The sequence below is a fragment of the Streptomyces sp. NBC_00631 genome, assembly GCF_045206895.1.
Classification (GTDB): Bacteria; Actinomycetota; Actinomycetes; order Streptomycetales; family Streptomycetaceae; genus Streptomyces.
This window is the reverse complement of the sequence record NZ_CP107734.1, coordinates 6,162,024-6,187,821: the sequence shown is the minus strand read 5'-3', so window position 1 is coordinate 6,187,821 and position 25,798 is coordinate 6,162,024. Positions and strand designations below refer to the sequence as shown.

Annotated in this window: 20 protein-coding genes; 5 read left to right on the top strand and 15 right to left on the bottom strand. The window is 72.4% G+C overall.

Annotated elements, in window-relative coordinates:
* Positions 1-300 precede the first annotated feature (300 nt).
* Positions 301-978 (top strand): phosphatase PAP2 family protein, encoded by a 678-nt coding sequence (locus OHB00_RS28420; protein ID WP_406438795.1) that lies wholly within the window; start codon positions 301-303, stop codon positions 976-978.
* Between the two features lie 96 nt (positions 979-1,074).
* Here OHB00_RS28420 and OHB00_RS28415 read toward each other — a convergent pair whose 3' ends face one another.
* From OHB00_RS28415 to OHB00_RS28375, 9 genes are all read right to left on the bottom strand, one after another.
* Positions 1,075-2,100 carry a M56 family metallopeptidase gene (locus OHB00_RS28415; RefSeq protein WP_406438793.1) on the bottom strand — a complete coding sequence of 342 codons (1,026 nt, stop codon included), beginning with the start codon at positions 2,098-2,100 and terminating at the stop codon, positions 1,075-1,077.
* Positions 2,101-2,104: 4 nt separating this feature from the next.
* Positions 2,105-2,539, bottom strand: a complete 435-nt coding sequence (locus tag OHB00_RS28410) for a BlaI/MecI/CopY family transcriptional regulator (RefSeq protein ID WP_406438791.1) — start codon at positions 2,537-2,539, stop codon at positions 2,105-2,107.
* A gap of 53 nt (positions 2,540-2,592) precedes the next feature.
* Positions 2,593-3,378, bottom strand: a complete 786-nt coding sequence (locus OHB00_RS28405) for a hypothetical protein (RefSeq protein ID WP_406438789.1) — start codon at positions 3,376-3,378, stop codon at positions 2,593-2,595.
* Positions 3,379-3,752: 374 nt separating this feature from the next.
* Entirely contained in the window at positions 3,753-4,610 is an 858-nt protein-coding gene (locus OHB00_RS28400) for a hypothetical protein (protein ID WP_406438787.1), read from the bottom strand.
* Positions 4,611-4,844: 234 nt separating this feature from the next.
* On the bottom strand, positions 4,845-6,128 hold the full coding sequence (locus OHB00_RS28395) for a hypothetical protein (RefSeq protein WP_406438785.1): 1,284 nt from the start codon (positions 6,126-6,128) through the stop codon (positions 4,845-4,847).
* A gap of 38 nt (positions 6,129-6,166) precedes the next feature.
* Entirely contained in the window at positions 6,167-7,375 is a 1,209-nt protein-coding gene (locus OHB00_RS28390) for a sensor histidine kinase (RefSeq protein WP_406438783.1), read from the bottom strand.
* 50 nt (positions 7,376-7,425) lie between these two features.
* A complete protein-coding gene (locus tag OHB00_RS28385) occupies positions 7,426-8,079 on the bottom strand; it encodes a response regulator transcription factor (RefSeq protein WP_406438781.1) in 654 nt (217 codons plus the stop codon).
* 123 nt (positions 8,080-8,202) lie between these two features.
* The gene (locus tag OHB00_RS28380; RefSeq protein ID WP_406438779.1) at positions 8,203-8,892 is read right to left on the bottom strand and encodes a response regulator; all 690 of its coding nucleotides are present in this window, start codon (positions 8,890-8,892) and stop codon (positions 8,203-8,205) included.
* Entirely contained in the window at positions 8,889-10,583 is a 1,695-nt protein-coding gene (locus OHB00_RS28375) for an ATP-binding protein (protein ID WP_406438777.1), read from the bottom strand. The genes OHB00_RS28380 and OHB00_RS28375 overlap by 4 nt, the downstream gene beginning before the upstream one ends.
* Before the next feature lie 249 nt (positions 10,584-10,832).
* On the opposite strand from OHB00_RS28375, the gene OHB00_RS28370 reads away from it, so the two are divergent.
* The 3 genes from OHB00_RS28370 to OHB00_RS28360 all read left to right on the top strand — a co-directional run bounded on the left by OHB00_RS28370 (position 10,833) and on the right by OHB00_RS28360 (position 13,792).
* The gene (locus OHB00_RS28370) at positions 10,833-11,693 is read left to right on the top strand and encodes an ABC transporter ATP-binding protein (RefSeq protein ID WP_406438775.1); all 861 of its coding nucleotides are present in this window, start codon (positions 10,833-10,835) and stop codon (positions 11,691-11,693) included.
* Entirely contained in the window at positions 11,690-12,571 is an 882-nt protein-coding gene (locus OHB00_RS28365) for an ABC transporter permease (RefSeq protein ID WP_406438773.1), read from the top strand. Before OHB00_RS28370 ends, OHB00_RS28365 begins: the two co-directional genes overlap by 4 nt.
* Before the next feature lie 126 nt (positions 12,572-12,697).
* Positions 12,698-13,792, top strand: a complete 1,095-nt coding sequence (locus OHB00_RS28360; RefSeq protein WP_406438772.1) for an ABC transporter substrate-binding protein — start codon at positions 12,698-12,700, stop codon at positions 13,790-13,792.
* 204 nt (positions 13,793-13,996) lie between these two features.
* Here the strand turns inward: OHB00_RS28360 and OHB00_RS28355 are convergent, their stop codons facing one another.
* The 5 genes from OHB00_RS28355 to OHB00_RS28335 all read right to left on the bottom strand — a co-directional run bounded on the left by OHB00_RS28355 (position 13,997) and on the right by OHB00_RS28335 (position 19,446).
* Positions 13,997-15,496, bottom strand: coding sequence for a hypothetical protein (locus OHB00_RS28355; RefSeq protein WP_406446015.1), 1,500 nt, complete (start codon positions 15,494-15,496; stop codon positions 13,997-13,999).
* A gap of 165 nt (positions 15,497-15,661) precedes the next feature.
* Positions 15,662-16,330, bottom strand: coding sequence for a response regulator (locus tag OHB00_RS28350; protein WP_406438770.1), 669 nt, complete (start codon positions 16,328-16,330; stop codon positions 15,662-15,664).
* The gene (locus tag OHB00_RS28345; RefSeq protein WP_406446013.1) at positions 16,327-17,634 is read right to left on the bottom strand and encodes a sensor histidine kinase; all 1,308 of its coding nucleotides are present in this window, start codon (positions 17,632-17,634) and stop codon (positions 16,327-16,329) included. Before OHB00_RS28345 ends, OHB00_RS28350 begins: the two co-directional genes overlap by 4 nt.
* Before the next feature lie 28 nt (positions 17,635-17,662).
* The gene (locus tag OHB00_RS28340) at positions 17,663-18,502 is read right to left on the bottom strand and encodes an ABC transporter permease (RefSeq protein WP_406438768.1); all 840 of its coding nucleotides are present in this window, start codon (positions 18,500-18,502) and stop codon (positions 17,663-17,665) included.
* A complete protein-coding gene (locus tag OHB00_RS28335; protein WP_406438766.1) occupies positions 18,499-19,446 on the bottom strand; it encodes an ABC transporter ATP-binding protein in 948 nt (315 codons plus the stop codon). The genes OHB00_RS28340 and OHB00_RS28335 overlap by 4 nt, the downstream gene beginning before the upstream one ends.
* A gap of 394 nt (positions 19,447-19,840) precedes the next feature.
* Here OHB00_RS28335 and OHB00_RS28330 point away from each other — a divergent pair, with 394 nt between their 5' ends.
* On the top strand, positions 19,841-20,881 hold the full coding sequence (locus tag OHB00_RS28330; protein WP_406438764.1) for a PucR family transcriptional regulator: 1,041 nt from the start codon (positions 19,841-19,843) through the stop codon (positions 20,879-20,881).
* Here the strand turns inward: OHB00_RS28330 and OHB00_RS28325 are convergent.
* Positions 20,863-25,701: a DNA repair ATPase gene (locus OHB00_RS28325; RefSeq protein ID WP_406438762.1), complete on the bottom strand. Its 4,839-nt coding sequence runs from the start codon at positions 25,699-25,701 to the stop codon at positions 20,863-20,865. The genes OHB00_RS28330 and OHB00_RS28325 overlap by 19 nt on opposite strands.
* Between the last annotated feature and the right edge of the window lie 97 nt (positions 25,702-25,798).

Sequence of the window (25,798 nt, the reverse complement as noted above, 5' to 3'; positions counted from 1 at the left end):
GCCCCCGCACCGCCCCGCTCAGGCGCCGCCCCACCACACTGTCCGGGCGCAGCGTCGACGCTTCCCGCGCGCCGCCCGTCAGGACAAACGCCGATCCGGCACACACGGTGGGGCAGCACCCCCACGGCTCGGCACCTACAAGATGTAGTAGATTTGCCGTGCGATCACCCTGGCGTCACCGCAGGGACACCAGCACGCAACGCACGGACACCGGCCGCGTGGCCGGTGCGGGCCCCGACGCCGTCGCCCCGTGCTCATCCGGTACGCGTTCGACGTACTCAGACGGAAGGACGTCTCGCTATGACCGCGGCCGCCACCGCGCAACTGGCCTTCGACGGATCCGGTGTCGACGGCTCGTGGTTCACCTCGGTCACCGACTTCGCCCGTGACACCAAGTGGCTCAACACCCCGATGGAGCTGTGGACCAACCTCGGCCTCGGGGTCTTCGCGATCCTCATGGTCATGGGCTGGTGGTCCGCGCGGCGCCGCGGCGCACAGGCGATGACGCTGGCGCTGGCCGCGCCGGTCGCCGTGCTGACCGCCTTCGCCGCCGCCGAGGTCGTCAAGAAGATCGTGGCCGAGGTACGGCCCTGCCGGTCGATGCCCCACGCCTACCTCGTCGACAGCTGCCCCGCGCCCTCCGATTACGCGTTCCCCAGCGGGCACGCCACCGTGGCCGCGGCGACCGTGGCGGCGCTGTTTCTCCTCGACCGCCGCCTGACCGCCGTCGCCGCCGCGTTCGCCGTGCTGGAGGGCTTCAGCCGCGTCTACGTCGGCGCCCACTACCCGCACGACGTCCTCGGCTCCGCCGTCCTCGCCCTCCCGGTCGCCTTCCTCGTCAGCCTGGCGCTGCGCCGCTGGGCCACCCCGCTCGTCGGCCACCTGGGCCAAGGGGCGCTGCGTCCGTTGCTGACGGCGGAACCCGCCATCGTCACGCGGCCCGCCCGGCAGGCCGCGTCGACAGGTGATCCGCGATGACCCACCACGCCTGAAGGAGGGGCCCGGGCGCCGGATCGTCGGCAGCCGGCCTCACAGCATCTTGCGCCGTGCCAGAAGGACCGGCACCAGAAGTGATCAGAAGTGCTGTTCTCCGGGGTCCGGGCGGTCATGGCCGACGCAGCAGGCGTCCGGCCCGTGCCCATGGTCGTCGTCCTGGCCGGTCGGCGCAGCGGTGGCGGTGTCAGCGTGTGCCGCGCACAGTGCCCACTGCGCGCTGTCCAGCATCCGGTCGCTGTCGGAGGCGGCGTTGGCCAGGCTCGCGCAGCAGATCGCGAGCAACAGGCCGCCCGCCAGCAGGGGCAGGCTGCGCCGGGTGGGCGGCGGGGCCAGCAGGGCCCGTACCCGCTGGGGTACCGCCCCGCCGGTCACGGCCAGCGCGGCGGAACGGGGTGCGCCGGCGGATGCCAGGGCCGCACGGCCCACGGCGTGGGCGACGACCGTGCGGTCACCGACCCGTTCGGCGGCCTCCTCGTCGGCCCAGCGTTCCAGGACGAAGTTGCCCGCGACGGCCACGGGCCTCAGCAACGGGTTCAGAGCGGCGGTGAGCCGCCACACGCTCTGGAAGACGTGGTGACGGCCGCGCAGATGGGCCCGCTCATGGGCGAGCAGGGCCTCGCGCTCGGCGGCGCCGAGACAGCGCAGCATCCCCCGGGAGACCACGATCCGTCCCGGCGCCCCGGGCAGTGCGAAGGCCCGTGGGACGGCGTCGTCGAGGACGGCCAGCTCCGTCCGCCCGGGCAGTTCGGCGCACTCCCGCCGGGCCTGTACCAGGTGGCGCCCCTGCCGGACGGCGGCCACACCGAGCGCGGCGACGCCCACGGCGAGCACCAGGGTGCTGACCGCCGCGACGGTGGCATAGACCGGGTCCTCGGAGCGCAGCGCGGACGCGGACCACCGGCCCTCCGCCGCGATCTGCGGAATCTGCGCCACGCCGGTGAAGGCCAGCAGGGCGAGTGACCCCGCCCATCCGGCCGCCGTCACCAGCGCGGCGCAGGCCAGCGCCCAGGCGGCCGGGCGCGGCGGCAGCCGACGGGCCACGGGGGGCGCGAGGACGGCGAGCGCCACCGAGACGAGAAACGGGATGTAGACGCTGATCAGCACCGGCTCACCGCTTCCCGCGTGGGCGCGGGCTCTCGGGGGGTGTGTCGCCGTGCCCGGAGAGCAGCTGGTGCAGCAGGTGCTCGTCCTGCGCGGACAGCTCCGAGACGAAACGGGCCAGCACCGCCTCGCGGTCGGACCCGCCCTGCAGCAGGGAGTGCATGCGCTGGGCGGTGTGCGACGCCTCGTCACGGGCCGGCTCGTAGGCGTAGCCACGGCCCTCGCGGTGCCGTACCAGCATGCCCTTGTCGTGCAGCCGGGACAGGATCGTCAGGACGGTCGTGTAGGCGAGGTCGCCGGGCAGCCGTTCCCGGACGTCCCGCGCGGTCAGCGGGCCGTCGGCGGCCCAGAGCGCGGCGAGCACATCGCTCTCCAGTTCGCCGCGCGCCCGCCTGCCGGATGCCTCGTGCGCTTCCGTTTCCTCGTCTCCCCGGCCTGTCACCGCACCGTCCGCCTTCCCTCGCCGTCGGTGCGGACAGGCTACCCGCTCACCTCCTACTTGTCGTAGGACGTGTCCTTGCGGGAGACCGCCAGGTAGCCGACGAAGCAGGCGATGGCGAGCGTCCATGCGGCGGTGACCGGTCCGAGGCCGAATCCGAGTCCGCCGCGGGCGTGCCCGAGTGCCATCCAGTCGGCGAGGGAGGCGCCGAGGGGGCGCGTGATGACGTAGGCCGTCCAGAAGGCGGGTACCGCGGCCAGGGCGCCGAAGCGATGGGCGAGCGCGGGCAGGCAGATCGCGACGGCGAAGAGGACGACCGACCCGAGGTAGCCGAATCCGGCGGTCGCGGTGAGGTCGCCGGCGGCGGTGCCGAGGGCGAAGGTGGCCAGGACGGCCGCCCAGTAGAAGAGCTCGCGGCTGCGGGTGGTGATGCTGTGGATGGACAGGGTCCGCTCGACGGCGTACCAGAGGGCGAACACCGCGGCCAGCGCGACGAGGAAGAGCGGCGTGGACACGGTGTAGGGCACGCCGAGGCCGACGTGCAGCACGTCGGCTGCCATCGTGCCGAAGACGCTGACCATGACGACGGCGGTCCAGTAGATCCAGGCGACGTACCGGCGGACGGTGAACTGCACGGCCAGGGAGGCCACCAGGGCGAGTGCGCCGAGCCCGACGGCCGGTATCGGGCCGAGGACCTTGGCCAGCAGGTCCGACGCGGTCTCGCCCATCCCGGTGGTGAGCACCTTGATGATCCAGAAGTAGGCGGTGACTTCGGGCACCTTGTTCGCCATGGTGCGCAGGGGGGCCAGGGGCCGGTCGTCGAGGAGACGCTCTGTGGTCATGGTCCGCACGATGACATGGCCATATCCCGGTGCCCCCGGCGCCTTTGCCGTCGCTTGGGGACTTCTGGTGCATGAATTTCACCGCCGGGCGGCGAACCTGACCACAACCTGAACGCCTCGTCGAAGTCCCTGGTCAAGACGGTCAAGAGGGTGATATGGACGGCACGCCCGCTGTCGTGATCGTCATCGGGGTGCCGGTGACCGCGATGAGAGACGTCCGTGACCGCACCGCACGGAAGCCGCCCAGGGGTGTGACGACGCAGTCGGCGGAGGCGTGCGGGGCGAGGGTGACGGGGCCGGCCGTGACGGTCCACCAGCCGGAGGCGTGGTGCGCGGGCCTCGGACCGCCGCTCGCATGGCGTCCGGCCGAGCGGCTACGCCCGTGCGCTGCGGTTCCTGCCTTCCTGGACGTGCGCATAGGCCATGAGGCCGAGCAGGACGGCCAGCAGGACGGCCGAGGACCCGGCGGTACCGAGGTTCAGACCGCCCTTGGCGACCGGCTTGGTCAGGAAGTCGCCCGCCGTGGCACCGAGCGGACGGGTGAGGACGAACGCGATCCAGAACAGCAGGACGTTCGGCACCACGGGCACCTTCATCAGGACGGCCAGCACGGCGAGCAGCCCGGTCACGAGCAGCGCGCCGCCCGCGTAGCCGAGGCCGGAGCTGTCCGAGAGGAAGTCGCCCATGGAGGTGCCGAGCGTGTTGGAGACGAGGATCGCCGACCAGAACAGGGCCTCGCCACGGAAGGTGACGATGTCACGGATCTGGAAGGTCATCCCGCTCAGCCGCCAGACGGCGAAGATGACCATCAGGATCGAGAGCAGGATCGCCGCGCCGGCCGGATAGCCGAGGCCGAGACCCTGCGGTCCCCAGCCGAGCGAAGTGGCGCCTTTGGACAGGTACTCGGCGCTGGCGTCGCGGTTCATGAAGTCGGACATCGTGGTGCCGGCCATGCTGGTCGACAGGATGACCGTCCAGTAGAAGAACGGGTTGTACCGGCTGGAGCGGAGCTGGACGACGAGCGTCACCACGAAGACCAGGAACAGGACGACCGTGGTGACGAAGTAGCCGAGCTTCAGGGTCTGGGAGAAGAGGTCTCCGGCGGTCTCGCCCAGCGTCGTCGCGGCGATCTTCATGATCCAGAACGCGAGGGTGACTTCCGGCAGCTTCTTCATCACCGACTTGGTGGCGCTCGCGGCGTCGAGGTCGGTGAGGACTTCCTGCTTGTGCAAGGTGGGGGGCTCCTTGTGTGGTCGAACGGCAGGGCGCCCGCCCCGCGTCGGGGGCGGGCGCCTCGCCGGATGGGCGACCGCGACGAAGCGATCACCGGTCAACGACCTTCGCAGCGCCGACCTGAACACATCCTGAATGCCTACGGCGTGCCTGTTCAGGCGGCGTGGCGCGCGGTCCGGCGCGGCGACGCCACGTCCTTCCGGGGCACCGCCGGACGCCGGAACCGCCGCCGATCAGGTCCCTCGGCGCATATCCGTGAGGAGGGTGCGGAGTTCGGCCTCCTGGCGGGCCGGCGCCATCGGCGGGTTCGAGTGGTCGATGCCGAAGGTCTTCAGGACCTGGTCCATCTGGGCGTCGAGGAACGTCCAGCCGGTGTTGTCCAGCGGCTGCAACGATGCCTGGTCGGCATCCCAGAGGTCTCGCAGCGACTGGGCGGCCGCGTGGGCCCCGGTCGCGTTCCCCGACTGTGCGTCCTTGAGCGAGGTCGATGCGAGTGTCCTCAGCGCGTCGACCTTCGTGGACGGGAATTTCTTCACGGCCTGGCCAGGGGCGAGCTGGACGGTGGAGGTGGCGTCGGTCTCCGGCGCCGGCCCGACGTGCGGCCGGCTGTGCGCCCAGCCCAGAAGGGCCCCGGTGGCGACGGCGAGGAGGCCGAAGCCCGCCAGCGCGATGCGCTCCCTGCGCGGGTCGCCGGCGATCTGCGGGGTGTGCGCGGCGTCGTAGGTCTCGGTCACGTCGGAGCGCGTCACCGTCAGGTAGACGACAGTCGCCAGGATCAGGCCGAGGAAGATCAGGCTGGTGGTGAAGGTGCCCAGCGCGAGGCCGGTCGGCTCGCCCGGCTGAGCGACCTTCGGGGAGGCGAGCCAGTCACCGATGTTGGCGCCCAGCGGGCGGGTCAGGATGTAGGCGAGCCAGAAGGACAGCACCGGGTTGGCGCCGGACTTCCGCAGCAGCGTGATCGACGCGATGAGGCCGAGCGGCAGAAGGACCGAGACTCCCGGGGTCCAGCCGGTGAGCTCCAGGGTCCAGTCGCCGGTCGCGGTGCCGAGCGCGAAGGTGACGAGAACGGTGAGCCAGTAGAACGACTCGCGCGACGGCGTCGTGACCGAGTGGATCGAGAGGGTGCGCTCGCGCAGCCACCACACGCCGAAGACCACGGCGAGCAGGACCGAGAACACCGCGGAGCTGATCCACAGCGGTACGTTGAGCTGGTCGGTCAGGATGTCGGTGTACAGCGTGCCCGTGACACTGACAACGACCACGGTCAGCCAGTACGGGAACGGGACGTACCGCTTCAGCCGCAGCTGGACCCCCAGAACGACCACGAACACCGCGGTGAAGATCCATGCCGTGTTCACCAGGCCGACGCCCAGCTTCATGTTGATCCAGTCGGCGAAACTCTCACCGACGGTCGTGCACAGGATCTTGATCACCCAGAACCAGACGGTGACCTCGGGAACCTTGTTCAGCATCAGCCGCCCACTGCGGCGCGTGCGGGCTTCGCTCGTCGTTGTCATGCGGCGAGGCTGGCCCGGCCAACCTGCACACAACCTGACTACGCGACCGCCTCCGGCATGGGGAAGGTCACCTCGACCCGACCGTGGCCATCCGCGATCGCCCGGACCGCCACTCCCGCGGACGCGGCGAGACGCCTCACCACGGCCAGCCCCAACCCGTTCCTGTCGCCGCCGGTCACACCCGCTTCGAAGACCCGGTCGACCTCCGCAGGATCGAATCCCGGGCCGTCGTCGAGGACATCGATCACGACGCCCTGGGGCTGGATGCGCGACGTGACCCAGACGCGCGAACTCGCATGTCGCAGGCCGTTCTCCAGCAGGGGCGACAACACCGCCACGACGAGTTCGGCTGCCACGGCGACATCGACGTCGGCCGGGACGGCGAGCTCGATGGAGCGGCCGGCGATCGCCTGTCGCGCCGCCGCCCTGAGATCGCAGCGGCTACCGCCGTCGATCCGTGTCCTGGCGGCACCCAGAATCGTCGTGATCGCCGTGTTCAGGCGGTCGACCTCGGTCAGAACGGTCTCCGGTGCCAGATGATGACCGGAGAGTTGCGCCAACTGCGCCTCGCCGCGCAGGACCGTCAAGGGCGTCCGCAACTCGTGGGCGATCTCGTCGGTGAGCCGACGCTCGTCCGCGAGCGCGTTGTCCACGCGGTCGAGCAGGCGGTCGAGCGTTCGTCCGAGCTCCCCGAATTCATCGCGGGGAACGCCGAGGTCGAATCGGCGCCCGGGTTCGTGATCGCTCCAGTCGTCGGCGAGAGCGGCCATGTCGTGAACCACCCGCAACGCACGGCCCACCACGAGATGTGCGACGACGCCCGCGAGCAGGATCGAGATGCCACCCAACATGAGCGACATCGCCAGGCTGCGCTGCTCCGACGTCTCGTACGGCGCCAGATCCACCCTGACGACGGCCATGACGCGGTGGCCTTCGAGCCGGATCGGCTGGGCGTACAGAAGGTAGCCGCCGGCCGTGGTGGTCCGGGACCGCCCGGAACCGGCAAGCGCCTCGACGCGGTCACGGAGGCTGCCCGGCACGATCCCGTCGACGAGGTTCCCGTCGGCATACACCCACGAGACCGTGTCCAGCGCCTCGTTGCCGCTCTCGATCAGCACGACGTGGCCGCCGCGTACGGTCACGTTCGCCGCCACCGACTCCGCACGCGTATGCGCCAGGGCGTTCGCGTCGGCGTCGGTCACCCGGCTCAGCAGCACGTGGGAGACCACCACCAGCACCGCGACCACCGCTGTCGCGATCAGAACCGCGAGCGCGACGACCCGCCCACGGAAGCCCGTCACTCCCATCGATAGCCCACCCCGCGGACCGTCGCCAGGCGCTCGGCCACGCCCAGCGCGCCGAGTTTGGTCCGCAGCCGGCGAACGAAGGAGTCAAGGGTGTTGTCGCTCACCTGCGCGCCATGCGGCCAGCCGGCGGCGACGAGGGCGTGGCGGCGTACGGCGTCGCCCTGCGAGGCGATCAGCCTGCCCAGCAGCCGGAACTCGGTCGGCGTCAGGCTCTCGCTTGTCGAACCGCAGGTCACGACATGTCTCGCCGGATCGAGAACGACGCCCCTCGGTGGGATCGTCGCGGTTGTTCTGCGCAGCAGGGCGCGGACCCGCACCAGCAGCTCCGGGACGTCGAACGGTTTCGTCATGTAGTCGTCGGCTCCCGCCTCGAAGCCGCCCACCTTGTGATGCATGCCGTCCAGAGCGGTGAGCATCAGCACCGGGGCGTCGACGCCGCGTGCCCGCAACGCCAGGCAGACATCGCGGCCGTCGGCGTCCGGGAGCCCCAGATCCAGGACGATCAGTTGCGGGACCGGCGCGAGCTGCCGCAGCAGGCCGTCCGCCGTGGAAGCGACTGCGATCGTGTGGCCGTCATGCTCCAGTGCGCGCCTGAGGACGTCGCGGACCGCTGCGTCGTCTTCGCACACCATAATAAAAGCCACACGCAGACCCTAGGTACTCCCCCGAAACTTCTCCATTTTCCCTGGTCAGCGCCCCTGTCGAGCGTTGTTCACCCGTCGGCGCCCCCGCGATCGCCCGGCCGTCCGCCCGCGCCCGGAGCGCGGTCAGTGCACGGCGCGGTAGCGGTGCTCGGGGCGTCCGGTGGCTCCGTAGCGCAGTTCGAGCCGGACCATGCCCTCCTTGACCAGGTAGGAGAGATAACGCTGGGCCGTGGCGCGGGAGACACCGGTGCGTTCGGCGGCTTCCGCGGCCGACAGGGCGTCGTGCGCGGCGCGCAGGGTCTGGTGCAGCAGGGCGAGGGTCGGCGCGGAGTGGCCCTTGGCGGGGACGCGGGGCACGGCCGGCGGGCGGGCGGCGCTGAACAGCGCGTCCACATCGGCCTGGTCGGTCTCCGGGACCGCCCCGAGCGCGTCCATACGGTGCTGGAGCTCGCGGTAGGCGGTGAGCCGTTCGGCGAGGTCGGGCGCGCCGAAGGGCTTGACCAGGTAGCCGACAGCACCGAGTTTCATCGCGATCCGCACCGAGGTGATGTCCCGGTCGGCGGTGATCATGATGGCGTCGGGGCGGTCCCCGCCCTCGTCTCCGCTCAGCCGGCGCAGCACGTCGAGTCCGCTGCCGTCCGGCAGGAAGATGTCGAGCAGCAGCAGGTCCGGGTGGAGATCGTGCACCGCGTCCAGCGCCGCGTCCACGGTCGCCGCCTGGCCGACCACCTCGAAGCCCTTGACGCGGGACGCGTAGTCGCAGTGGATGCGGCTGACCCGGAAGTCGTCGTCCACCACCAGGGTCCGGATCACCAGCGGTCACCTCCCGCGGTGCCGTCCGGCGCGCCGACCGGCACCGGCGGAGCCGTCGTGAAGAGAGCGCCCTGTGGGGGCGGGGCGGTGTCGGGCACGGGCAGGGTCAGGGTGAAGACCGCACCCGGCCCCTCGCTGACCGTGATCGTGCCGCCGTGCCGCTGCACCAGCCGGTGGACGAGTGCGAGTCCGAGGCCGCGCCGCGCGGTGCCCCGGTCCGGACGGGTCGACCAGCCGTCCTCGAAGATCGACTCGGTGGTGCCCGGCGGGATGCCCGGCCCGGTGTCGGCCACCTCCACCCGCACCACGTCGACGGCCTCGACCAACGACAGCCGCACCTCGGGAACGCCCGGCCGCGCCGGTCCGGACGCGGACGCGTCGATCGCGTTGTCCAGCAGGTTGCCGACGATGGTCAGCAGCCGGCGCAGATGCGGCGGGTCCTCACCGAGGGCGGAGTCGTCGCTGAGGACGATCCGCACCCCGCGTTCCGCGGCCACCGTGATCTTGGCGACGATCAGCCCCACGAGCAGCGGATTGCCGATCCTCTCCCGTACGGATTCGGTCAGCGCCTGCTCGGCGCCGGCCGTCTCGACGGCGAACTCGTAGGCGGCGTCGTGGTCGCCGATGTCCAGCAGCCCGGCCATCGTGTGCATCCGGTTGGTGAACTCGTGCTGCTGGGCGCGGAGCGCGTCGGTGAGCCCGCGCACCGAGTCCAGTTCCCGCAGCAGCCCGATGAGCTCGGTGCGGTCGCGCACGGTGACCACGGCGCCCAGTTCACGGCCGTGCAGGGCCACCGGCATCCGGTTGACGACCAGGCAGTGGTCGTCGGTGAGCACGCTGATGTCGCTGCCCGCCACGGTGCCGTCCAGGGCCCGGCGCAGACGTCCGTCCGGCAGCACCTCCTCCAGCGTGCTGCCGAGCGCGGTACCGAGGCCGAGCAGGTCGCGGGCCTCGTCGTTGACCACCGTGATCCTGCCGTCGGGGTCGAAGGCGACGACTCCCTCACGGATGCCGTGCAGCATCGCCTCCCGGTCCTGCAGCAGCCCGGCGATCTCCTCCAGTTCCAGCCCGAACGTCGTCCGCTTGAGCCGCCTGGCCAGCAGGAACGCGGCCGCAGAGCCCAGCGCGACGGCGATGGCGCTGTACAGGCCGAAGGTGGGCAGCTCACGCCACAGCTCGCCCAGCACGTAGTGCTCGGGTATGCCCGCGGACACCTCGCCGACCAGCTTGCCGGTGGGCCCGTACAGCGGAGCCTTGCCGTTGGCGGAACGCCCGGTCGCGCCCTGGTCGGTACCGACCTGGGGCCTGCCGTCCAGCACCACGATCGGATCGCCCGTCGGTTCGCCGACCAGCGCCGGGTCGGGGTGGGAGTGCCGGACACCGCGCAGATCGAGTACGACCACGTACGACGCCCCCGACGCCTTGCGGATCCGTTCGGCCACGGTCTGCACCACATCGCCGCCACCCCCGTACTGCATGGCGTGCCGGATCTGCGGCTCGGCGGCCGTGGTCTGCGCGATGTCGAGCGCCCGCTGCTCGTAGGCGCGGTCGATCTCGCCCCGCTGCGCGAAGGCGAACAGCACGAAACCGATCAGCCCGGTCAGCGCCAGGATGACCAGCTGGTTGGCCAGGATCCGCGCGGAGAGCCGCCCCTTCCCGCCACGGCCGACCGGGATACGGATGGGTTTCACCGGTGTCTCTCGCCTGTCGTACGGCTGCCGGGCGCGGCCTGTGTGCCGTACCCGTGGTGGCGTGATTGTGCCCCCGTCCTCGGCCTTCTGCCCACCCCCGGCTCACTGAGCAGAACGAGCAGAAGTCCGGCTAACACGGCTAACGCGGGATACGGGTGAAACAGCGACGTAACACCCGGTGGCCCCTAGCGTCTGCCTTCCTCGACCCCCGAGGTTCGACCCCCGAGGTCAGGAAGGAGACAGCCGCAGATGGCTTCACGCAACTACGCCGCGGTGAGCCCGGTCGCCGAGAAGGGCGGCCAGGACAGCGCGCGAGTCGAGATTTCAGGGCTCACCAAACGATTTCTGACCCCTGCGGGTGAGGTGTTCACCGCGCTGCAGGACGTTTCGTTCACCGTGGAGCCCGGGCAGTTCTGCGCGGTGGTGGGCCCGACCGGCTGTGGCAAGTCGACGACGCTGGGCATGGTGTCCGGGCTCGACCGGCCCAGCGAGGGCTCGGTCAGGGTCGGCGGCCGTGAGGTGGACGGTGTCACCGACGGCGTCAGCTTCATGTTCCAGGCCGACGCTCTGCTGCCCTGGAAGACCGTGCTCGGCAACGTGCTGATGGGCCCCGTCTTCCGCGGGGTGCCCAAGCAGCAGGCGCAGGCCTCGGCGCGCGACTGGCTGCGCCGGGTGGGCCTCACCGGGTTCGAGGACCGCTACCCGCACCAGCTCTCCGGCGGGATGCGCAAGCGCGTGGCGATGGCCGCGGCACTGATCAACGAACCCCGGATCCTGATCATGGACGAGCCGTTCGGCGCTCTGGACGTGCAGACCAAGGCGATCATGTCGACCGAACTGCTCGGTTTGTGGGAGCAGATCCGGCCATCGGTCATCTTCATCACCCACGACCTCGACGAGGCCGTGGCCCTCGCCGACCGGGTCGTCGTCATGACGTCCAGCCCCGGTTCGGTCAAGGCGGTCTTCGACATCGACCTGCCCCGCCCGCGCGGCTCGGTCCAGGAGATCCGCTTCCAGCCCCGCTTCATCGAACTTCAGCACCAGATCTGGGACTCGCTGCGCGAGGAGGTGGAGCGCGCCTACGCACGCACCGCAGGAGGTACGGCATGAGCACGGCGTCCGCAGTTTCCCCCGCGTCCGTCAAGGACGGCGCACAGCTTTCGGCCGCGGCCGCCGCCAGAAGCGCCCGCCGGCGGCGCGTCGCCCTGGTGTGGGCCGGCCGTGTCGGCCTCGCGGTTCTCGTCATCGGTGGCTGGCAGGCGTTCACCACCTGGGGGATCGTCGACCCGTTCTTCTTCGGGCAGCCCTCCGGCATCGCCAGGCGGCTGGTCGACCTGCTCCGGCACGGAACCGAGTTCGGATCCTTCTACGCGAACATCTGGACGACGATCCAGGAGGCACTCGCCGGCTTCGCCGTCGGGGCCCTCACCGGCGTGATCTTCGGTGTCGCGCTGGGCCAGAGCCGCTTCCTCGCCGACGTCCTCGGCCCCTACATCAAGATGGTCAACGCGATCCCGCGGATCGTCCTCGGCTCGATCTTCATCGTCGCGTTCGGCATCGGCGTGCTGCCGAAGATCCTGCTCGCCGCGGTGCTGGTGTTCTTCATCGTCTTCTTCAACGCCTTCCAGGGCGTACGCGAGGTCGACCGCAACATCCTCGCCAACGCCAAGGTGCTCGGCGCCTCCCAGCTGCAGATCATCCGGCACGTCACCGTGCCCTCCGCGCTCACCTGGATCATCGCCAGCCTGCACAGCGCCTTCGGTTTCGCCATCGTCGGCGCCCTGGTCGGCGAGGTGCTGGGCGCGCAGAGCGGCCTCGGTCTGGTCATCAAGACCGCGCAGAACAACTTCGACCCCAACGGCGTGTTCGCCACGATGCTCGTCATCTCGGTCATCGTGCTCGGCGCCGAGTGGGTGATCGGCAAGCTGGAGCACCGGCTGCTGTCCTGGCGACCGCCGGCCCCCTCCGAGGCGTCCAACGCGCTCTGACGCGGTCCCTCACCTCATCTCACCTCATCTCACCTCATCTCACCTCATCTCGCCTCACCTTCCCTCACCTTCCCTCACCTCCCCTGCTCTTCCCTGTTCGACCTCAGAAAAGGAATGTGGCCAGCCATGTCCAGACGACCCGCCACCGTCGCCGCGTCGCTTCTCGCCGTTCTCACCCTCGGCGCGGTCAGCGCCTGTTCCGGCAGCTCCGGCAGCACCACCGCGAGCAGCGGCTCCGGCTCCACACCGACCGTCAAGCTCATGGTCGGCGGCATCGACAAGCAGATCTACCTGCCCTACCAGCTCGCCCAGAACCTCGGCTTCTACAAGAAGTACGGCGTCGACGTCCAGCTCAGCACCGAGCAGGACGGCGGTGTCGGCGCCGAGGAGGCGATGGCCTCGGGGCAGGTCGACATGGCCGGCGCCTGGTACAACCACACGATCGAGTTCCAGGCGAAGGGCAAGGCGGTCGAGGACGTCGTCCAGCTGTCCGGCGCGCCGGGCGAGCGGGAGATGTGCACCAAGAAGTCGGGCGTCACCTCGGGCGCCGACTTCAAGGGCAAGACCCTCGGCGTCACCGACCTGGGCTCGGGCACCGACACGCTCACCCAGTTCCTGGCCGCCAAGAAGGGCGTCAAGACCAGCCAGTTCCACCGGATCGGGGTCGGCGCGGGTTCCACCGCCATCGCCGCCCTGCAGAACGGCAAGGTCGACTGTGTGATGACGACACAGCCGACGGTCGCCGCGATCCAGAAGAAGGGTGTCGGCACCTCCGCGATCGACCTGGCCACCACCCAGGGGGCCAAGGCGGCCATGGGCGGCGCCTACCCCGCGGCCAGTGTGCTCGCCCGCACCGACTGGGTGAACTCGCACAAGGACACGGTGCAGAAGGTCGTCGACGCACTCGTCGCCACCATGCACTGGATCAACACGCACAGCGCGGCCGACATAGCGAACAAGCTGCCGACGTCGTTCGTGTCGAACCAGTTGGTGACCAAGGCCGACTACATCACCGCCCTGACCGAGGACAAGGGCCAGTTCCTCCCCGACGGCATCATGCCGGCCGGTGGTCCGAAGACCTCCCTGGCCACGGAGCAGCTCGTCGGCAACGTGAAGGGTTCGGTGGACCTCAGCAAGACGTTCACCAACGACTTCGCCGTCCAGGCCAACAAGACCGAGGGATTCAAGACCACCACCACCCCGGCAGGACCGACCGGCTGACCCCGCCCCACACGGGGCCGCCCAGGTGACAGCCACCCGGGCGGCCCCGCAGGGCCGCCGAGCCGCCAGCGGACGACGCGTACGTGGCCGTCGCAGGAGGTCGGCGCCGAGGTCCGCGAGCGGCTCAGTGCGATGACTTGTCCCAGCGCGGGCGACGCCCCGACGCGGCTGCTGTTCGGCCGGCCTCCGGAACCACCCCGACGGTCACCCGCCCTGCCGCACCCCGGGTGCCAGGTACGCCCGGAGCACGCCGACCCGCTCCTCGGGCCAGGCGCGCGCGTACGCCGGCGGACGGCCACCCGGCGCGGTGAGGACGGCGAAGGTCGTGCGGCGGGCGGCGCGGGTCAGCTCGGCCACGGTGGTGCTGGCGTCGTGCCCCTTCGTCTGGGCGGAGCCGCAGCCGGTGTAGAAGGCGACGGGGACCGCCTCGTAGCCGCTGAGCAGGCACGGTTGCCGTACGCCGAGTGCGTGGAGGGCGGCGGCGGTGCGGGCCCAGTCGGCGCGGGAGGCGGCCGAGCTGTGCACGGTGTGGTCCAGGACGACGTACTGCACGGCCAGATGGCCTGCCAGGCCGACCGCCACCAGGCCGGTGACCAGGATCCGCCCGGCCCGGCGCGCCGGGGCGGTGACCAGGTGGACGAGGCCGTGGGCGACGGGGAGGGCGAGCAGGGCGTAGGCGGGCAGCAGGAAGCGGGGGGCCGCGTAGCCGATGAGGAACAGGTAGGGGACCGCGGCCGTGACGGCGCAGACCAGGGGGAGCAGGACGGGCAGCGCGCGCCGGGCGCGGACGGCGACCACCGCGCCGAGGACCGCGAGGACGGGCAGCGCGAACCACCACAGGGTCACCAGGGGGCTGGGGGCGGCTCCGGTGCAGGGCCGGCACAGGGTGCGTCCGCCGAGACTGCGCAGCTGGTCGAGGACGGCGAGGTGCCAGCCGAGGCCGCCCTGGACGGCGGAGGCGTCGGACAGGCGCTGCGCGAGGCCGCCGTAGCTCGTGTACGCCTCGATCACCCACTCGCCGGCACCCGCCACCAGCCCCATGACCAGCACGACGAGCAGACGCGGGCGGCGCGGGGAGAGCAGGGAGAGCGCGAGCAGGGGCAGCACGACGTAGACCGCGTCCGTCGGACGCATCCCCGCCATCAGCGCCGCGCCCGCGAACACACCCCACCAGGCCGCCCGGTCCCGTGCGTTCGCGCGGGCGCGCAGGAAGCAGCCGGCGCAGGCCAGGGCTCCGATGGCGACCCAGTAGTTGGGCATGGCCTGGGGGCCGTAGAACAGCGTGACCCACAGCGAGGCGAACAGGGCGCCGGCCATGGCCAGGACGCCGGGCCCGAGGTGGCTCCGCCACACGCGCAGGGCGAGGTAGAGGGCCAGGCCGGAGAGGACGGCCAGGTAGCTCCGGAGCAGGTCGGTGGAGTCGGACCACGATGCGATCGGGGCGACGAGGAGCGAGATGCCGCGGGAGCGGGGCGCGCTGAAGTAGGCGGCGGGCACATGGCCGCTGACCTGGCTGACGTAGACGGTCTCGTCCCAGCCGAGGCCGAGATCCGGCCGTACGACGAGGACGAGTTGAGCGAGCGTGAAGGCGGCCGCGACCGCCCCGAGCCCGGCCTCGCCCCGCGCACGGCGAGGCCGGACGGCCTGCGCGGGGAGGCCGGTGCGGGGCGCACCGGTCGTAGTGGCGTTGGAGCCGTCGGCCATCTGGCACCTCTCGTCGTCACCCGCCACGGAGCCGGATCCTCCTACAGCGCGTAGGAGAACAGTCCACCCTACGTCTTGTAGGGTGAGAGCCGGGTGAGAAGACGCCTGCGCGCTTCTCCGTAAAGTCCGTATGGCGGACGACGGCCGACGCAAGGCACCTTTCGGTCAGCCGGTACCGGGTCGGGCGATTCCCTGGTCGTAGGCGAAGATCACGGCCTGGACGCGGTCGCGGGCGCCGATCTTGGCCAGGACGCGGCCCACATGGGTCTTCACGGTGGACTCGGACACGACGAAGCGGGCGGCGATCTCGCCGTTGGTCCAGCCCTTGCCGATGGCGACGAGGATCTCGCGCTCGCGGTCGGTGAGGGAGGCCAGTCGCGGGTCCTCGCCCGGGTCACCTCTTCTGGTGGGCACGAGCCGGGCGTACTCGTCCAGGATGCGGCGGGTGAGGGCCGGCGCGATCACCGCGTCGCCCCCGGCGACCGCGCGGATCCCGGCGAGGAGTTCCTCCGGGCGCGCGTCCTTGAGGAGGAAGCCGCTGGCTCCGGCCCGCAGGGCGGCATGCACGTACTCGTCGACGTCGAAGGTGGTCAGCACGAGGACACGGGAGCGCCCCCCGGCCTCGGCGATCCGGCGGGTCGCCTCGATGCCGTCCATACCGGGCATCCGTACGTCCATCAGCACGACGTCGGGACGGAGTTCGGCGGTCCTGCGGACGGCCTCCACGCCGTTCGCGGCCTCACCGACCACCTCCGTGTCGGGCATGGAGTCGAGCAGCACCCGGAAGCCGTAGCGCTGCAATTGCTGGTCGTCGACGACGAGCACCGTGGTCACCGGGTGCCTCCCTGCGGTGCCAGGTCGAGGGCGGCCTCCACGGCCCACCCCCCGCCGGCCGCCGGTCCGGCGCTCACGGTCCCTCCGTACAGCGCCGCTCGTTCGCGCATGCCCACCAGTCCGTGTCCTTCCTCGTTCCATGGTCCGGGATCCTTGGCCGGTCCGTTGTCGCGGATCCGGAGGACCAGCCGTTCGTCCCCGACGACGACCGACAGGTTCACCCGGGTGCCGGCGCCGGCGTGCTTCAGGGTGTTCGTCAGAGCTTCCTGGACGATGCGGTAGACCGTGAGCTGCACTCCCCGGTCCAGGGCGTCCACCTCGCCGACGGTCCGGTAGACGATCTCCAGGCCGGCGGTGCGTACGCCGTCGCACAGCGTCTCGATGTCCGCGAGGCCGGGCTGGGGGCTGAGTTCGGGCGTCCGGCGGGTGCCGTCCGACGCCTCGCGCAGGACGCCGAGCACGCGGCGCAGCTCGCCGAGGGCCGTCCTGCCGGTGTCGCCGATGAGCTGCAGGGCCTCCTTGCCTCGCTCGGGAGCGGTGTCGGTGGCGTACGCACCGGCGTCGGCGAGGGTGATGATGACGGAGAGGTTGTGGCCGACGATGTCGTGCATCTCGCGGGCCACCCGGGCGCGTTCCGTGGCGGTCGCGAGCCTGATCCGCTGGTCGCGCTCCGTCTCCAGCCGCGCCGCCCGCTCCCGCAGCCCCGCGAGCTGCGCCCGCCGGGTCCGCACCATCAGGCCGACGGCCAGGGCCGCGGTCGCCGTGCTCAGCAGGAAGAACAGGGCGTCCCAGACGGAGATGGCCGGCGAGACCCGCACCGCGACCAGCACCATCCCCGCCGCCATCACCGCGGCGGCCCATGGCAGCCTGCGCAGCCGCCCGTGCAGGGCCAGGCTGTACAGGGCGACGAACAGGGCGACGTCCGCGCGCAGCGCGGCATCCAGCGACCACTGCAGGACGAAGACGGCGGCGATGGCGACGAAGGCCGCCATGGGCCGGCGCCGCCGCCACAGCAGCGGCAGCACCAGACCGGCCTGCAGGGCCAGCACGGCCGCCAGGGGGAGCTGGGTGAAGGCGAACTGGAACCTGTTCCGGCCGTCCCCGTCGCCGTCCCCGGCCCCCGAGCCACCGTGGTGCAGCAGGTCCGGCAGGCAGAACATGAGGAAGACCAGCGCCGCGACCGCGGTGTCCAGCATCCACGGACGGGCGCGGTCCGCCTGCCGCAGCCGCTGGCCGGCCCGGGCGAGCCGGGCGGCCAGCGGTCCCGTTGCCCCGATGTCCCCGGCGGGGGTGGGCGTCGTCAAAGTGGTCACCTGCCCATGGTGCGGGCCGTCAGACGTCGCTGCGCACCAGCCGGTACGCCGCCCCCGCCAGCGCGAGCACCGTCCAGCCGAGGAACACCAGCAGTCCGGCGCCCGGCGACAGGGTCGTGGCGTCGTGCGTGAGGGCGAACATCGACTCGCCCGCGTTGGACGGCAGGTAGGGGCTGATGTTGTCCTGCCAGGAGCTGGGCAGCAGGGAGATCAGGCCCGGGATCAGCATCAGGCTGGCGACCAGTACCGAGATGCCGCCGGCCACCGACCGCAGCAGGGCGCCCAGGGCGGTGCCGATGACGCCGACCAGGCCGAGGTAGAGCCCGGCGCCCAGCAGGCTGCGTACGACGCCCGCGTGCGAGAGGCCCATGGCCGCGGGCGTGCCCGACACGAGCTGGCTGCCGAACAGGAAGGCGACGAACACGCCCAGGGTTGCCACCACCAGCGCGACCAGCCCGAACACGGCCGCCTTGGACCACAGCACGGGCAGCCGGCGCGGTACGGCCGTGAGCGTGGAGCGGATCATTCCGGTGGAGTACTCCCCCGCCGTGACCAGCACGCCGAGCACGCCGAGGGCGAGCTGGGCGAAGTTGGTGCCGAAGAGGGACAGGCTCACGGCGGTCGCGGTGGCGAAGTCACGGTCCTGGTGGCCGGAGCCGATGCCGGACTTGTAGTGGTTCGCGGCGATCAGGCCGAAGGCGACGAGGAAGAGCAGGCCGAGGCCCAGGGTGATCCAGGTCGAGCGCAGCGACCACAGCTTGGCCCACTCCGAGGCGAGCACGCGCCGGCCGGTCACCCGGTAGGCGGGGCGGGCCGGGGTGGCCGGGGGCGCCTCGACGGGCGCGGTCAGGGTGCTCATGCCGCACTCCCCTCGGTCACGCGGGTCTCGATGCCGGTCGTCGAGCCGTGGTACTCCACGGCATCCCTGGTCAGGTTCATGAACGCCTCCTCCAACGACACCGTGCGCGCGGTCAGCTCGAACAGCGCGATCCCGTGCTCGGCCGCCTTCAGGCCGATCTCCCGGGCGCTGAGCCCGGTCACCTGAAGCTCCTCGGAGCCGGCGCGTCCGGTGATGTCGACGCCGGGACCTGCCAGTGCCTCCCGCAGCCGGGCCGGCTCCTGGGTGGCCACCTGCACCGTGTCGCCGCCCGCCTCCCGGACGAGGTCCGCCACGGTGGTGTCGGCCAGCAGCCGCCCGCGCCCCACGATGATCAGATGGTCCGCGACCAGGGCCATCTCGCTCATCAGGTGCGACGACACGAACACCGTCCGGCCCTCGGCGGCGAGGGCCTTGAGCAGGTTGCGGATCCAGAGCACGCCCTCCGGGTCGAGGCCGTTGACGGGCTCGTCCAGCATCACCGTCTGCGGATCGCCCAGCAGCGCCGCCGCGATACCGAGCCGCTGCCCCATGCCGAGGGAGAACGCGCCGGCCCGCTTCTTCGCCACGCTGCCCAGCCCGGCCAGTTCGATCACTTCGTCGACCCGGCGGCGCGGAATGCCGTGGGTCAGCGCGAGCGCCAGCAGGTGGTTGTAGGCCGAGCGGCCCGGGTGGATCGACTTCGCCTCCAGAAGCGCCCCCACCTCCTGCAACGGCGCCTGGTGACGGGCGTAGTGCTGCCCGTTGACGGTCACCGACCCGCTGGTCGGGGCGTCGAGCCCGACGATCATGCGCATGGTCGTGGACTTGCCGGCGCCGTTGGGCCCCAGGAACCCGGTCACCGTACCCGGCTGCACGGCGAAGTCCAGCCCGTCGACGGCCGTCTTCTCGCCGTACCTCTTGGTCAGCTGCTGTGCGTCGATCATGCGCGTCTCTTCCTGTCGGAACCGGCGCCCGTCTGTCGCCCTCGACGCCTCACCGTCCACGCTAGGAGGCGAAACGCCCCGACTCGGTGGTACCGGGGACTGATCCACGCCCCCCGGGTCGTACCGCGGTACTACGCGCCGCTGCGACTGCGGTCTCACCGGGCGGGGGCCGACGGTCAGCGTGTCCCCAGGGACGTGTGCGGACTGCCGTGTCCGGACGACCGTCTCCGGCCGCTCGTGTGGGCCGTGTCGGGCGGTCGCGGGGGGCCGCGCCCGCATTCGAGAACGCGACCTCGGGTGTGCTGTGTCCGCGGTGCGGCGTACGCTGGCAGGTCGCTGTCGCAGTGCGCGGGGGAGGAAGCGGGAGTTGGCTACGGGCAGAGCGGCTTCGGACGTGTCCGCTTCATCCGAGGACGGTTCATGGGGGCGGTTGCTGGCGGACGTGGCCAGGAGCGGGCGGCGGCTGCGGCGCGCGGAGCTGGAGTCGCTTCGCGAGTACGGCGATCGGGCCGCCGAGGCGGGGCGGGGTCTTGCCGAGCTGGTCGACGAACGGCTGGCGGCGACCGGCAGGGTCTGGGAGGGGCAGCCGGTGGACGCGGCGTCGATGGCGGCGCTGCGGGCGGCGGTGGCGGCGCTCGCCGCGGGTCACGGCCGGGCCTACCGCGAACGGCTGCACCGGGAGGAGGCCGGGCGGCGGGAGTTCGTGGCCGACCTGCTGAGCAGCCGCAGCGACCTGGGACGGCTGGCCGAACACGCCGAGCGGTTCGGGCTCAATCTGGCCTGCGCCCATGTCGTCGCGGTCGCCGAGGGCGACGGCTACGACCTGGAGGACCCCCAGGTGCGGGCGCTGGAGCGGCAGTTGCTCGGCCGCTTCGGCGAGGCGGAGGTCCTGCTGGCGGTGAAGCACGGGCGGCTGGTGTGCATCGTGCCCGCCGGCCCGGCCGAGGCCGCGGCGGTCAAGGCCTTCACGGAGCTGACGCTGGGCCGACGGGTCGTCGTGGGCCGTCCGCACAGCGGGCCCGGCGGTGTCGTGCACTCCTACGAGGAGGCGCGGCACGCGTTGGAGCAGGCGGCCCAGCTGGGACTGGAGGGGCAGCTGCTGAACGCGGCCGACCTGCTGGTCCTGCCGGTGCTGCTGCGGGACCGGGAGGCCCTGGAGGAGTTGGTGCGCGGGGTGCTGGGCCCGTTGCGGAGGGCGCGGGGCGGAGCTCAGCTGCTGCTGGAGACCCTGATCGCCTACGCGGAGTCGCGCTACGTCGCGGCGGAGGCGGCCCGGCGGCTGGGGGTGAGTGTGCGCGCCCTTGCGTACCGCATCGCGCACATCGTCCGGCTCACGGGACTGGACCCGGACGACGCGCTGCAGCGGTACACCCTGGAGACGGCGGTGTTCGGCGCACGGCTGCTGGGGTGGCCGGATCAGTCGGCGGACGGATAGGCGGTCGCCGGACAGACGGACGCCGGATAGGCGGCGCACAACGCGTGCCAGCGGGCCGTCTGTTCGGGGGTGGACCGGCCGCGGAGCCGGGCGAGTCCGAGCAGGTTGGCCTCCGCGGCGCTGCCCAGGGTCCGGGCCTCGGCGAGGTAGTGGTCGTCGAGCAGGGCCTCGACCTCGGCGTCGCTCTGGACGGGGTCGATCCGGGCGGCGAGCTGGGCCATGGTGCGGTAGGAGCCCTGGAGCAGGAAAGGCGGTTCGCGGCGGGCGGCGTCCTCCTGGGCGGCGGAGGCGATGTAGGCGCTGTTGACGGCGAGGACGGTCCGCTGGACGCGGCGCAGACGGGTGAGCGTGGCCAGCACCCGGTCCAGGTCCGGTACGGGGTGGGTGAGCTGGTCGGCCTGTGCGCCCGGGTCGCCGTCGGCGAGAGCGGCCAGCAGGGCGAGGTCGGCCGGGGCGGCTCCGGCGAGGGGGGCCAGCACCGGGTTGGCGGCGAGGGCGTTCTCCAGGAAGGAGAGCGCGAACAGTTCCTGGTGGCCGGTGAGCACCTCGCCGAGGTTCCAGACGTCGGCACGGTTGGCGAGCATGTCGGGGATCTGGAAGCGCTGCCCGTTCGCGGTGTGGGGGTTTCCCGCGAGGCAGACGGCGAACCGGCGCCCGCGCAGGTCGAAGCTGCGGGCGACGCCGCCGCTGACGGCCTCGACGCGGCGCTGCGCGTCGCACAGCGGGATGAACTTCTGCAGCAGTTCCGCGGAGACGTGCTGGATGTCGTCCACGTGCAGCAGGACGTTGCTGCCCGCCTCCAGGGCGAACACGATCTTCTCGACCTCGCGGCGGGCGGCCGCGTCGGGGGCGCGGTCGGGGTCGAGCGAGGTGGTGCCGGCGCCGAGCGCGGGGCCGTCGGCGCGGACCATGAGCAGGCCCAGGCGGTCGGCGACGTACTCCAGCAGGCTGGTCTTGCCGTAGCCGGGCGGGGAGAGGAGGAGCAGCAGGCCGCTGCGGTCGGTGGGGCCGGTGGTGTCGAGCGTGCCGAGCTGCTTGGCCAGGTTGTCGCCGACGAGCGGCAGATACACCTGGTCGATGAGCTGGTTGCGGACGAAGCCGGCGAGCGGACGGGGGCGGTGGTCGTCCAGGCGCAACCGGGCCCGCTCGGCGGCCAGGACATCCGCGCGCCGGCGCTGGAAGGCCCGGAAGGCCGGGACGCGCTCCTCCCTGAACACCCTTGCGTGGTGCGGAAGTTCGTCGATGCGTACGGTCAGCTTGCCCGCGCGGACGCGCGGGTGGGTGCCGAGCAGACCGTCGACGGTCTCGCCGACGGGAGCGGTGATCTCGTAGCGCGGCAGGTCGGGTGCGCACAGGTGCGCCACGGCCTCCGGCACGCCCTCGCCGTCGGCGCCGTCCACATGCATGGCCGCGTACGAGCCCAGCCACGCGGCGGCGAGTTGGTGCCGGGCGGGCAGGTCGGGGCCGAGCACGCCCAGGTCCGCGGTGAGGACGGGGGCGGCGTCGGTGTGGCGGAAACCGTCCAGGAGGGTGCGTGCGGCGACGCCGGTGGCGAATCCCTCGTGCGCGTCGGCGAGTTCCTCCTGGAGGTAGTCGCCCACCCGTGGCACCGGCGGCAGTCCGGCGGCGGCGGTGAACGCGGTGACCGCGTCCGAGAGTTCGGCCGCCAGATCGGACGCGGCGGTCGTCGGCGCCGCGCCGTCGGGGCCGAAGTGGACGCGGGCCAGCGCCAGCGAGCGGGCGCGGCGCTGCCAGGCGGCCCGCTGGGCGTCGGTCGCGCCGTGCGCCCAGAACAGCTGGGCGATCGCGCGCACCTCGGCGGGGTGCCGCAACAGCCCTGCGTCCGCCCGCAGTCGGAGCAGCGCACCGAGGATGGCCGCGGCGTCGTGGTCGTGGACGCCGCGCTCGTACCCCTCGTCGTAGCCCCGCTCGGCGGCGCGGCGGACCTGGTCGAGCAGCGGTTCTCCCGGTGCACCGGCGGCCGTGGACAGCAGCGAGGCGGCCAGGTACTCGGCGCGGTACAGCGTCGGCGACTCGCTGACCAGGGGCTGCGTCCAGAACTCGCGGCCGGTCAGCAGCTCGGGGAGGTCGGCGGACCGGCGGTAGCCGGTTCCGGTGACGACAAAGGCCAGACCGTCGTCACCGTCCGGCTGGAGGGTGAGTTCCACCGGTTCGCGGCGGACGGCGAAGCGGTGGCGGCCAAGGCGGACGGTGGCGCCGCCGTCCTCGGACAGGTCGGCGCGGTCGCGCAGCTCGCGCAGGGCGGTGCGGACGGCACCGAGCAGGCCGTCCTCCAGCTCCTGGGCGCGCACCTGGTCGTCGAGGGCACGCAGTTCCCCGGCGGCGGCGCGGACGCGCAGCGCCATCGGGTCGGCGGCCTGCGCGGCGTGGATGTCGGCTGCCGAGCCGAGCCCGGCGAGCCTGCGGCGCAGTGCCTCCAGGGCCCGCCGGGCGGAGGCGACGGCCCGGTCGGCGCGGGCGGCGGCCTCGTCCAGCAGGGTCTGCCGCCGGGCCGCGAACGCCTGCCGGATCTCCTCCCGGCGCAGCGCCAGGTCGGCGGCGAGGTCCTCGGCCTCGGCGAAGCGGGCCTCCAGCGCGTCCACCCGCAGCAGCAGGCGGGCGAGCTGGTCGTCGCAGGCGGCCGGGGTGTCGGCGGCGGACAGGGCGGCGGTCGTCGCCTGGGCGAGCAGCGCCGACTCGGCGGCGTGCGCGGCGCGGTGCTCGGCGTCGAGCAGGGCACGGCGGCGGGTGGTCAGCACCGCCCGGGCCCGGTTGACCGCCGCGAGGACCTCGCCGATGGCCAGCAGCACGGCCGTGCCCGCGCTCGGGTCGGCATCGGCCGCGCCGGTGACCAGGTCGGTGACGGTGGCCAGGGCGTCCGCCTGCTCGGTGAGGCGGTCGGCGAGCCTGGCGGCCTCGGCGGCGGTGGCGATCGAGGCTGCTTCCTCGGCGGCGAGCCGCGCGGCCGCGAGGGGGGCGCCGAAGGCGTCGGGACCGGCGAAGAAGGCGAAGGCGCGCTCGGTCGCCGCCGCGAGCTCGGCGGCCAGGTCCGCCTCGACCCGGTCGAGTGCGGCCAGGTCGAGCTGGGGCAGTTCGCGCAGTGTGCGGGTGCGGCCCTGGGCCCGGCGCAGTTCGGTGAGGAGGACGGTCCAGGCGTCCGCGTCGGCGGGCGGTTCGCCGTGGGAACGGCGGACCAGCGCGGCGGCCTCCGCACGCGCCCGGTCCAGCGCCTGCGCGGCGCGCGCGGCGAGCTTCCGGACCCTGGCCTGCTCGGCGACCAACTGCTCGGCAGCGCCCCGCAGTTCGGTGAGCGGTTCGAGCAGGCCGGTGTCGGCCAGCCAGTAGTGGCGGTCCGCTGCCTTGGCGCAGGCGTCGAGGATCAGCTCGGGGGAGGCCGTCGCCGGGTTCCCCTGCTGGTTCTCCGGTTGGCTCTCCTGGTGGTTCTCCCCTTGCTTCTCCTCTTGGCTCCCCTGGTGGTTCTCCCGTTGGTTCTCCTGTGCGACGGCGGTCGCGCCGCGGACCACGTCGAGGCAGTCGGCGATCCCCGCGACCAGGTCGGCGTTGCCGATCCGCGCCAGCGGGCCGTCCCCGACCGGCTGGGCGGCGGCGTGCTCGGCGGACTGGAAAGGGGTCTGCCACAGCTGGAGTTCGTGCGTGCGCACGGGCTCGTGGTCCGGTCTGAGCAGGATGAGGGTGCCGTCCGGCAGCAGGGCGTACGCCGCGCCGTGCAGGGCGCTCGCGGCCTCGCGGCGGACGGTGTTCCACGGCAGCAGCAGGACCTGGGCCCGGCCCGGCCGGCACAGGACGTACAGCAGGTCCTCGCCGTTGGGTGAGGGGAGCACCGCGTCGAAGCGCAGCTCGTCCGCGGCGGACGCACCGCCGCCGATACGGAACGCCCGATGGCTCCCGTCCGCCAGCTCGTAGCCGCCGGGGAAGATCAGGCCCTGTTCGGCGGGCAGCAGCCTGGCACCGCGGCCGAGGGAGTCCTGTCGACGCACCGAACCGGTACGGGTGTTGACGACCAGGTAGCGGTCCGCCGCCTCGTTGTAGGGGCGGACCCGCAGGAGCAGCAGGGGACCGGTCGCCGCGTAGGCGACCGTGGCGTCGGCCAGACTCTGCAGCGGCTCGTCGACCGCCTCCTCGAACAGCGGGCGGTCGCCGGGGTGGGCCCGGACCGTGAGGCTGCCGCCGGTGGTGGCGACCGAGACCGCCCCCTCGCCGCCTTCGATCAGGATCCTGCCGTCTGCGTGGTACTCGCGTCCGGTCGTCGTCCACGGCAGCTCGGAGCCGGGCGGCTGCGGCAGGTCGCGTTCACCGTGGTTGCCCAGGTACTCGACCCGGTCGGCCCCGTCCGCCGCCGACTGCCAGCTCAGGACGCGCAGATCGCCCTCGTTCTCGCCGGTGCGGAACACGGCGAGCAGCCGCCCCGACGCCGTACGCCTCAGGTCGGTGAGGCGTGCGCCCCGGTAGTAGCGCAGCAGCTCGGCCAGGTCGCGGTGGAACCGCTCGTCGTCGAGCAGCCCGGGGACCTCCTCGGGCCCCAGCCGCGAGCCGTCCAGGGCGTGCAGCGACAGCAGGCCCGCGTCGAGGCCGGGCGCCGAGGTCCCGAGCAGGAGGACGTCGGGCCGTATCGCGACGATGCCGCGGGCGGTGCCTTCCCCGGCGGTGCGGGGGCGGGCCGAGCCGACCAGCTCCAGGGGGCGTGAGCCGAATGCCTCCTGTCGACGGGAGTTCAACTCGGCTGCACGTCGCCCCAGTTCTGCCGCGCGGTCGGACAGGCGTGCCCGCAGGATCTGGTAGGTGCCGTCCTCGACGCCCATGGCTGTCCCCGTTCCTCCTCGTCGTCGTCGTTCGTCTGCCGCGCCGTCGTGGCTGGTCGCGCAGTTCCCCGCGCCCCTTCGGGGGCGCTTTCGTCGT

Coding starts and splice junctions, on each gene's coding strand:
- OHB00_RS28420 (WP_406438795.1), top strand. CDS start 301: ATGACCGCGGCCGCCACCGCGCAACTGGCCTTCGACGGATCCGGTGTC.
- OHB00_RS28405 (WP_406438789.1), bottom strand. CDS start 3,378: ATGACCACAGAGCGTCTCCTCGACGACCGGCCCCTGGCCCCCCTGCGC.
- OHB00_RS28395 (WP_406438785.1), bottom strand. CDS start 6,128: ATGACAACGACGAGCGAAGCCCGCACGCGCCGCAGTGGGCGGCTGATG.
- OHB00_RS28370 (WP_406438775.1), top strand. CDS start 10,833: ATGGCTTCACGCAACTACGCCGCGGTGAGCCCGGTCGCCGAGAAGGGC.
- OHB00_RS28365 (WP_406438773.1), top strand. CDS start 11,690: ATGAGCACGGCGTCCGCAGTTTCCCCCGCGTCCGTCAAGGACGGCGCA.
- OHB00_RS28360 (WP_406438772.1), top strand. CDS start 12,698: ATGTCCAGACGACCCGCCACCGTCGCCGCGTCGCTTCTCGCCGTTCTC.
- OHB00_RS28355 (WP_406446015.1), bottom strand. CDS start 15,496: ATGGCCGACGGCTCCAACGCCACTACGACCGGTGCGCCCCGCACCGGC.
- OHB00_RS28340 (WP_406438768.1), bottom strand. CDS start 18,502: ATGAGCACCCTGACCGCGCCCGTCGAGGCGCCCCCGGCCACCCCGGCC.
- OHB00_RS28335 (WP_406438766.1), bottom strand. CDS start 19,446: ATGATCGACGCACAGCAGCTGACCAAGAGGTACGGCGAGAAGACGGCC.
- OHB00_RS28325 (WP_406438762.1), bottom strand. CDS start 25,701: ATGGGCGTCGAGGACGGCACCTACCAGATCCTGCGGGCACGCCTGTCC.